Consider the following 6,455-nt stretch of genomic DNA (forward strand, 5'->3'; position numbering starts at 1 on the left):
CGCCCATCCCGCGATCGCCCCGCCCGCGATGATCGCCGGCGTGACCCATGCACCCCTGACGCGCCACGCTACGACCAGGGCGCCCGCGAAAAGCAACAGCGCGAACAGTGGTTCCGTAACCCGCGCACCCGTCGCCTGCCCCAGCTGCACGAAGGTCGCGGCGATGATGCCGACCACCGCAGCCGCGACACCCGCGAGCAGGCGATGCAGCGCCGGATTCTCCACGATCGCCTCGAGTCGCTCGAACAGGATCAGCGAAAAGGCGAATGCGGGCAGAAACATGCCTGCGGTGATCGCGAGCGCGCCACCCGGACCGCCCGCAACATAGCCGACGAAGGTCGCGAAGATGACGAGCGGCGCCGGAAGCACGCCGGCAAGCGCGATGCCGTCGAGGAATGTCCCGTCGCCGATCCAGCCGCGTCCGACCGTATCGGCGCGTACATAGGGTATTGCGGTATAGGCGCCGCCGAAGGTCAGAAGCCCGCCCTTCAGCCCTGCGGCGAACAGGGCGGCGAGCGTAACCGGGGCGACCGCCATCGCCGTCGTACCCGAAACCGCAGGACCCGCCATCGGGCGAATCATCACCGCCACCCCGATACCCGCAACCACGATCAGCATCGCCGCGAGAGAGCGATGCGCGAAGGCATAAGCGAGTCCGCCGGCGACGAGCGGGATCCAGAAGGGCACGCCCGCGAGCGTCGCAACCAGGCTCGCGGCGGCGACGAGCGCGAGCAGCCGGTCCTCTACGATATGCTCGCCGATCCGGATAACCGCGCGCAGGATGATCGCCAGAACTGCGACCTGCACGCCGAGCAATACGCCGGACAAGTCGGCCTTGCCCGCGATCCAGCCGGCATAAAGCCATCCTGCGACCAGCATCAGCGCCAGCCCCGGCAGCATGAACCCCAGCCCCGCGAGCAGTCCGCCGATCCGGCCGCGTGCGACCATGCCCAGATGGACGCAAAGCTCGTGCGCCTCTGGCCCGGGCAGGACCTGCAGCACCGCGAGCAGGCGGTTGAACCGCGCCGGATCGATCCAGTGCTCCTCCTCGACAAGCGCGTGCCGGATCATCGCGATCTGTGCGACCGGCCCGCCGAAGGCGAGGCATCCAAAGCGCAGGAATTTCAGAAACAGCGCCGTCAGACTGAGATCGGACGGGCCAGTTCGGGCAAGGTCGGTGGTCATATCAACGCTCCGCGCGCCGCGACATGCGGCGGATGGAGCGGAACTTGGGCGGGACTCCGCCTGAACGGGCGTCCGCACCGGCCCGTTACCGCGGATATCACCCGAAGCCGGCCGTGAAGTCAATCGCCGCTAGGGCCCTCCTTGCCTTCGGCGCCGCCGGGCGGGCCACGCGCGCTGTTACCGCCGTCCGCAATGTCCTGCCGCAGGGCCATATCGCGGCGCAGCGGCTTCAGCACCAAAGTGCCGAGCCGTACGCGCGGTGTCGCCTTGCCGGGAACCGCGCTTATCGCAAAAGTGCCGTCGAGCCGCAGCGCCGCCGCCGACACCTTGCCCGGCCGCACCGTGTAGCGCCCGTAAGCGACGCCCTCGAAGAGGAAGTAGCCGTCGAACTCGGTCAGCGTCGTCGCGCGAACCCGGCCTTCGGCATCGACCAGCTCGACGCCCAGTCCCTCGACCGGATTGCCGCCGTCGCGCCGCAGCGTCCCCTCGATCTCGCCCGCCGCGACCATCGGCAGCGCGACGCGCGTCGCAACCCCCGGCCGCGGCGAGACGACCACCCCCGGCAGTGCTGGCTGGACATAGGGATCGGGCAGGCTCCCCGCGTCGATCCCGATCAGCACCGCGCGAAAGGGTTCGAGCCCGTCGATCGTACCACGCCCCGTCTTGTCGGTCGCGGCGTCGACAAAGGCATTGCCCGCGGTGAGCGGCACGCCGGGCAGCGCCACCTCGCCCGGCTGGCGAACGCCGTCGCCATTCTCGTCCATCCATACATCGGCGATAACCTGACCGCGGCTCGCGAGCTTTTCGCTCGATAGGCGCCAGCCGCCGCCCGCTTTCGGCCCGAAGCTGAAAGCCAGCGCGAGCGATGCCGCGACCGACCCGTCGCTCGCAACCTCGCCGAACCCCGTCAGCTGCAACTTGTTGAAACGGCGCGTATATCCGATTCCTGCCCGCGCACGGTCGAGCCCGCGGTCATAACCGAGCTCGGCGCGCCATTCGGTATCGCCCGCCCGCTTTCCTGCGCCCGCCCATTCGCCGATCAGCGTCATGCGTGTGTCGCTGTTGTCCCCCGACAGCGCAAAGCGCGCTTCCCCACGGACACGAACCCCGCCTATGCGCGCATTGGCGAGCAGCGTCGCCATCAGATTGTCGGGCGGGTCGGGGCCGACCGGCGCGCTCGTCCGGCTCCAGTCGAGCTGGCTGGTGAAGGTCAGCGCGCGGAAACTCGCCGACGCGCGCGCGCTCGCCTCGATGCTGTCGACCCCCGACCAGCGCTCGACGTGCCGCACGTCGAAATGCAGCGGCAGGATCGCCCGCCCCAGCTTGACCGACTGGTCAACCGACACCGACATGATGCCGTTGATCGTGTCCGACAGCCGGTCCGACACGAACCCGCCCCACCCACGCATCGCGTCGCCGCGCACATAGGTTTCGCCGAACGCTGCAAGCCAGCTCGCACGCGCCGCAACGCCGCCATTGTCGGCGTAGGAGCCCCCGACCTCGAGCAGGGTCGGCCCGATCGAGCGCCGCAGCGCGACCTCGCCATAATTATGCCGGACATTCTCGATCAACAGGCTGTGCAGATACGCCGCGGCCGACGTCCGCGTATCGAGCCCGCGCTCGATGCCTGCCGTCCCGCGCCACCCGCGCCGGAACGCGCCGCGCCGCCGATCGCCGAATTCGATCAGGTCGGCATTTTCCTGCGCGACGCCGGCCCAGTACCAGGTCTGCTGCGGCGGAATCGAATCCATCCCCACCTGCACCTGACGGATTTCGCGCCTGATCTGTCCCTGCGGGCCATAGAGCACGATCTCGAAGCGGTTCGCGCCATATTGCAGCGGCACATCGATGAATTCGTAGCGGCCGTCGCCATTGGGGCTCGTAAAGGCGAGCAATTGCCCGTTACGATAGAGCTCGGCGTCCCAGCCCGCGGGCAGATCGCCGCGGAAATTCGTCTTGTCGAACGCATCGGGCCGCTCGACCGGACGATTGGTCAGCACCGCGCCGCGCCCCGGCGCCGACGCCGCGACGAGGCCCGTCGACAGCAGGCCGACATCGCCGACGCCATAATATGTCGCCCGCAGCGGGCCGAGCAACTGCCCTTGCGGATCGGTGCGGTAGAGCCGCATCCGCAGGCTGTCGGGCACGCCTTCATTATCCGACGACAGCCGCGCGTCGAAACTTTGCGCCAGCACCTCGCCCGCCGCGAAAATCTCGTAGCGCCCCTGCACATAGGATCCGCCCCGCTTGTCCGACACCGCGCCGGCCGAGGCGACGATATCGACCGACGGCGTCGCCCATGCCTGATAGCGCCGGGCCGTCTGCGGCAGGCTCGCGAGGTCGAATTGCGCCTGCGGACGGATCGAAGCCGCGCGCGCGCGCCGTTCGGCGGCGAGCTGGAACGGCAGCTTGTCCTTCGAATCGATCCGCAGCACCGCGTTCGACAGATCGGCGGCCAGCGGCACGCCCAGCCACTGGTTCAGGCTGTCGAGATCGACGCACCACCCCGCCGCAGTGTCGCGAATCGTCGTCGCGCCGAGCCGGAAGCCCTGGCTACCCGCGCGCACCTCGCCGGCGTCGCGGTCGATCGTCAGGCTCCGCCGCTCGTCGAACACCCAGCCGGTTGCGCGGCGCAACTTCCGGTCGACGCGCACCGCAAGGTCGAGCGCAAGCACGACATCGCCCAGGTCGACGCAGATTCCCTGCGGCGTCTGATACCCCCGCACCCCGTCGCCGAGCCGATATTGCCCCGACCGCACGTCGAACAGCCAGCTGTCGTCCTCGTTCGGCATCCAGTTATCGGCCGCGAGCGGGACCGGCCTCGCCTCGACAGCCCCGGCGCCGGCAGGGACCATCCCCGCCAGCGCCAGCGCGGCCGTCGCCGCTTTCATCCATCGATAAAGCGTCGCGCGGATCATCGTCCCGCCCGTTTCGCTCGGGGCTTACCCCGTCATTTCACCATCCGGTCGGCCTCATCGATCGTTCCGCCGCCGATTTCGCGGTCCTCCGAATAGCGGATGCGCACCGGGCCCTTCAGCTTCGCCGCAAGCTCGTCCGGCACGCGCAGCGACACCTTGCGAGCGCCCACCTCGGGATAGACAGCGACGCCGCGTGCCACCAGCAGGGGTTCGGACACCCCCGGCCGCGTCACCTCGATATCGCCATAGACCGAGCGGCCGCCCGTGCGCGACAGGTCGAAATTGAACGCCGACCCGTCGGCACCCTGGCTCACCCATGCTTCGCCGATCGACGCCTCGGCGCCGAGAGCGCCGACGCGGACGATCACCGGGATCGTGATGCCATAGATCGGCGTCAGCGCGATCGACACGCCCGCACCTGCGGACTTCGCCGCGACAGCTTCGGCCGGAACCGCATCGGGCACCGAGCGGAACAGCATGTGCGCACGATATTCGCCCGGCGGCAGCCCCTCGGGCACGCGCACCCCGACTCGCACTACCTGCGGCTGGTTCGGCGGCAGCGTGACGCGGCGCGGGCTGAAGACGATCATGTCGAGCGCCGCGCGTTCGGCGACAGTGACATTCTCCTCGGCGATCTCGTCGAGCCCGCCCTCGGCGGTCATCCGCTTGATCTCGAGGCTGATGCGATAGGTCGCGGGCTCGCTGCCGATATTGTTGAGCACCACTTCGGTGCCGCGCGATCCGTCGAGGATGACGCGCGTCGGCGCGACGAGCAGGTCGCCCGCCGCGAGCGCGGGTGGCGCCGCGGCGCCGAGGGCAGCCGCGGTAAGCAGGCCGAAGCCCTTCAGAAAGCGAAACATGGATACGATCCCCACAATCGTCCGGGAGCCGGCCCCACACCGTCCCGATGGTCGCATCCTGCCTGCGCCAACATGGTTGATATTTCGCTAACCATCGATGCCGCGAAAAAAAGGGGCCGCCGGACGCGCGCCCGGCAACCCCATTTTAACGGCTGGCGGATCTCGGCCCGCCAGGCCCCCCAAACTTTACTGGTAATTGGCGGTGACGTTAAACGTCCCGGAATAGTCGCCCGACGCCTGATTGGCGCCGACGCTCAGCGTGCCGCCGACCTGGAAGCTGCCGCCGGTGGTGCCCGGGCCATTGGTCAGAGTCACCGACGTCGCCGAATAGGTCAGCGTCGACGTCATCGAACCGCCGAGCGAACCATTGAGCGTCACGCTCGGATCGCCACCGACCAGAACGACCGCATTGTTGGTGCCCTGAATGTCGAAGTTCGCCGCGGTCGTCGTTCCCGTGCAGGTCAGCCCCGCCCCGCAGTTCGCGGCGCCGGCCGGCGACACGGTGACGGTCGAAGGGGTCGCGCCGCTGATGATTGTCGCATATTGCAGATCGCTGGTCTTGGTGAGCGTGATCTGGCGCAGGATCTTGGCCGTGGCCGTCCCCGTCGCCGACGCCGCCTGCGCCGCCGAAGCGTTCATGGCGAGAACAGCAATCGCGGCGCCCAGAAGGGCGCGCTTCATTCCGAATTTGCGCATATGATTTGGTCCCTTGATACCGAAGAATTTCGGTCGAATTCCGAATGGATATCCCACCCCATTCACCGTCCTGTCTAAACGGGGACCTGTTCAGGCTTTGCCAGCAAGCCTGGTTAACGGCGCGGCAAGGATTCGTCGCCGCTGCGGAATATATCCCTTATAAATCAACATATTAATGAGAAGTCAGGCGGTGTGCGCGAGCGGCCAGCCGACGCTGACGGCCCGGACTGGTACATTATTGACGCGCGCGATGGCGCGAATCAGATTCCTTCGCCCGAAAGCCGCTGGCAGATCATGTCGAGCTGGTCGAGCGACGCGAACTTCAGCGTCAGCACCCCCTTGCCCTCGCCCGCATATTGAATCCCCACCGCGATGCCGAGAAGTTCGGACAGATGGCGCTCGACCGCGACGATGTCGGGGTCGCGCCCGCCATCGGCGCTCTTGTATTCGAGCGGGCCCTTGCGCGGCGGCGCATCGCCGCCCTTGCCCGCACGCACCAGCGCCTCGACCGCGCGCACCGACAGCCCTTCCTTCGCGACGCGGCGCGCGATCGCTTCGGCGTCGTCGGCGCCGATCAGCGCGCGCGCATGCCCCATCGCGAGCGAGCCGTCGCCGACCAGCGCCTGCACGCTTTCGGGCAGGTCGAGCAGGCGCATCAGGTTCGCGACATGGCTGCGCGACTTGCCGACCAGCTTCGCCAACGCTTCCTGATTATGGCCGAAGTCATCGATCAGGCGGCGGTAGGCGCTCGCCTCTTCGATCGCGTTGAGGTCCTGCCGCTGGATATTCTCGACCA

Annotated in this window: 5 protein-coding genes; all 5 read right to left on the bottom strand. The window is 68.1% G+C overall.

Annotation, left to right across the window (positions count from 1 at the left end):
* Positions 1-1,185 (bottom strand): chromate efflux transporter (chrA, locus tag JHC57_RS20210; protein ID WP_294032390.1); only part of this gene is annotated, 1,185 nt, incomplete at its 3' end.
* Between the two features lie 119 nt (positions 1,186-1,304).
* Positions 1,305-4,103, bottom strand: coding sequence for a carboxypeptidase regulatory-like domain-containing protein (locus JHC57_RS20215; RefSeq protein ID WP_294032391.1), 2,799 nt, complete (start codon positions 4,101-4,103; stop codon positions 1,305-1,307).
* A gap of 32 nt (positions 4,104-4,135) precedes the next feature.
* A complete protein-coding gene (locus tag JHC57_RS20220) occupies positions 4,136-4,963 on the bottom strand; it encodes a molecular chaperone (protein ID WP_294032392.1) in 828 nt (275 codons plus the stop codon).
* A gap of 186 nt (positions 4,964-5,149) precedes the next feature.
* A complete protein-coding gene (locus JHC57_RS20225; RefSeq protein WP_294032393.1) occupies positions 5,150-5,659 on the bottom strand; it encodes a DUF4402 domain-containing protein in 510 nt (169 codons plus the stop codon).
* 260 nt (positions 5,660-5,919) lie between these two features.
* Positions 5,920-6,455: ParB/RepB/Spo0J family partition protein (locus tag JHC57_RS20230; RefSeq protein ID WP_294032394.1), on the bottom strand; the 536-nt coding region annotated here is incomplete at its 5' end.

It is taken from the genome of Sphingopyxis sp. (assembly GCF_016463645.1).
Taxonomy (GTDB): domain Bacteria; phylum Pseudomonadota; class Alphaproteobacteria; order Sphingomonadales; family Sphingomonadaceae; genus Sphingopyxis.

Coding starts and splice junctions, on each gene's coding strand:
- JHC57_RS20215 (WP_294032391.1), bottom strand. CDS start 4,103: ATGATCCGCGCGACGCTTTATCGATGGATGAAAGCGGCGACGGCCGCG.
- JHC57_RS20220 (WP_294032392.1), bottom strand. CDS start 4,963: ATGTTTCGCTTTCTGAAGGGCTTCGGCCTGCTTACCGCGGCTGCCCTC.
- JHC57_RS20225 (WP_294032393.1), bottom strand. CDS start 5,659: ATGCGCAAATTCGGAATGAAGCGCGCCCTTCTGGGCGCCGCGATTGCT.